The 3,024-nt window shown below is 78.7% G+C and carries 1 protein-coding gene; it reads right to left on the reverse strand.

What is annotated here, in order from left to right; all coding sequences use genetic code 11:
* Positions 1-3,024 (reverse strand): condensation domain-containing protein (locus VFZ20_RS27130; RefSeq protein WP_329687097.1); only part of this gene is annotated, 3,024 nt, incomplete at both ends.

Genomic DNA, 3,024 nt, shown 5'->3' on the forward strand with positions numbered 1-3,024 from the left:
CCGGCCCGTGGAGCCGGAGGTGTAGACCACGTACGCCAGCTGGCCGGGGTCCACGGCCACGCCGGGCGCCGTTGCGGGGCGGGCGGCCAGGGCGGCCGCCGTGGCGGGGTCGTCCAGCCGCACGAGGGGCACCCCCGCGGGGCGGTGCCCGCTCCACCCGTCGTGGGTCACCGCCAGCCGGCACCCCGCGCCCGCCAGGATCTCGTCCACGCGCGCGGGGGGCGCCTGCGGGTCCACGGGCAGGTAGGCGCCGCCGGCCGCCAGCACGGCCAGCATGGCGCGGACGATGTCGGGCCCGCGCTCCAGGCACAGGGCCACGGGCGTCTCGGGCCCCACGCCCAGGGCGCGGAGGTGGTGCGCCAGCCGGTGGGCCTCCGCCGCCAGCTCCCCGTAGGTCAGCCGGCCCTCCGCCCACTCCACGGCCACGGCGCGGGGCGCGGCGGCGGCCTGCGCGGCAAAGAGGGCGTGCACGCAGCCGGCGGGGGGCGGCCCCGCGGCGCCGGCGTTCCACCCCTCCAGCACGCGTTCCCGCTCCGGCCCCCGCAGCAGCGACACGCCGGCCAGCCGCCGGCCGGGATCGTCCGTCATGGACCGCAGCAGCGCCTCCCAGTCCCCCGCCATCCGCGCCGCCGTGGCCCCGTCGAAGAGGGCGGACCGGTACGCCAGCCCCCCGGCCAGCGTCTCGCCGTCGTCCACCAGCGACAGGCCGAAGTCGTACTTGGCGGCGAGCGCCTCCACCCCGAACGCCTCCGTCCGCAGGTCGCCCAGCCGCGGGGCCTCGCCCGCCCCGCCCCGGTGCAGGGTGAAGATGGCCTGGAAGACGGGGGCGTGCGCGGGCGCGCGCTCCCCGCCCAGGGCCTCCACCAGCCGCTCGAAGGGCAGGTGCTGGTGCGCGTACGCCCCCAGGGCCGTCTCGCGCACCCGGGCCAGCACCTCCGTCCACGCGGGGTTGCCCCCCAGCTCGGCCCGCATGGGCAGCATGTTGACGAAGAAGCCGATGAGCCCCTCCAGCTCCAGGCGCGTGCGCCCCGCCACGGGGGTGCCCACCACCACGTCGTCCCGCCCCGACCAGCGCGCCAGCAGCACCTGCCACGCGGCCAGCAGGGTCATGAAGAGGGTGCATCCCTCGCGCCGGGCCAGCGCCCGCACGGCGGCCGACAGCTCCGGGGCCAGGACCCGGGACACGCTCCCGGCCCGCGCGCCCTCCCCCGCCCCGCGGGGCCGGTCCGTGGGCACCTCCAGCAGGGGCGGCGCGCCCGCCAGCCGATCGCGCCAGTAGCCCAGCTCCTCCTCCAGCACCTCGCCCCGCAGCCACGCGCGCTGCCACACGGCAAAGTCCCCGTACTGCAGGGGAAGGGGCGCCAGCCCCGCGTCGCCGCCCCGCGCGAAGGCGCCGTACAGGGCGGAGACCTCGCGCACCAGCACGCCGCGGCTCCACCCGTCGCTCACGATGTGGTGCAGGGAGACGCACAGCACGTGGTCGTCGTCGTCCAGGCGCAGCAGCGTGCCCCGCAGCAGGGGCCCCCGCGACAGGTCGAACGGGCGCAGCGCCTCCCGGCCCGCCAGCCGCCGCGCCTGGTCCGCGCGCCGCGCCGGGGGGAGCGCGCGCAGGTCCACGACGGGGAGCGGCACGGGGGCGGGGGGGTGCACCACCTGCACGGCGTCGCCGTCCCGCTCGTGGAAGGTGGTGCGCAGCACCTCGTGCCGCGCCGCCACGCCGCCCAGCGCCGCGCGCAGGGCGGCCGCGTCCAGCGCGCCCCGCAGCCGCAGGGCGTAGGGAATGACGTACGCGGCGCTCCCCGGGTCCATGCGGTCCACCAGCCACAGCCGCTGCTGGGCAAAGGAAAGCGGCAGGGGCCCGTCGCGGGGGGCGGGCACCACGGGCGGCACCCCGGCGCGGGCGCCGGCGGACCGCAGGGCCTCCACGCGCTCCGCCAGCCCCGCCACGGTGGGGGCCTCGAACAGCGCCCGCAGGGGCACCTCCACGCCCAGGGCGGCGCGCGCCCGCGACACCACGCGGGTGGCCAGCAGCGAGTGGCCGCCCAGGTCGAAGAAGCCGTCGTGCACGCCCACGCGCTCCACGCCCAGCACCTGGGCCCAGATGCCGCACAGGATCTCCTCGGCCGCGCCGCGGGGTGCCACGTACGCCTGGCCCGCGGGGGCGTCGGGCGCGGGGAGCGCACGGCGGTCGGCCTTGCCGTTGCGGTTCAGGGGGAGCGACGCCAGGAGGACGAACGCGGCGGGCACCATGTACTCGGGGAGGAGGTCCCGCAGGTGGGCCCGCAGCGCCGCCGGCGCGGGGTCCTGCCCCGGCGCGGGGACCACGTACGCGGCCAGGCGCGGGTCGCCGGGAACGTCCTCCCGCAGCAGCACCACCGTCTCGGCCACGGCGGGGTGGGCGCGCAGGGCGGCCTCGATCTCCCCCGGCTCCACCCGGAACCCGCGCACCTTGACCTGGAAGTCCACCCGGCCCAGGAAGTCCACCTCCCCGTCGGCGCGGCGGCGTCCCTGGTCACCCGTGCGGTACAGCCGCGCGCCGGGCACCCCGCGGTGGGGGTCGGGGAGAAAGCGCTCCGCCGTGAGCGCGGGCCGGCCCAGGTAGCCGCGCCCCACCCCCGCCCCGCCGATGTAGATCTCCCCCGCCACGCCAAGGGGCGCCGGCTCCAGCACGGCGTCCAGCACGTACAGCTGCGTGTTGGGCACGGGGTGGCCGATGGGCGGGTCGCGCGTGGTGTCGGCGTACGGGGTGCTGGTGGTGCGCATGCTGGTTTCCGTGGCGCCGTACCCGTTCAGGAAGGTGCGCCCCGGCGCCCAGCGCCGCATGAGCTCCGCCGTGCACACCTCGCCCGCCGTGACGAGGGTGCGCAGGGCGGGAAGGGGCCCCCAGGGGAGCGCCGCCAGCGCCGAGGAGGTGGTCTTGAGGTGGTTGACGTCCCGGTCGCGCAGCAGGGCCAGCAGCCCCTCGCCGGGGACGGTGGCGTCGCGGGGGGCCACCACCAGCGTGGCCCCGCTGGACAGGGCCAC

The sequence above is a fragment of the Longimicrobium sp. genome (assembly GCF_036280135.1).
GTDB lineage: Bacteria > Gemmatimonadota > Gemmatimonadetes > Longimicrobiales > Longimicrobiaceae > Longimicrobium.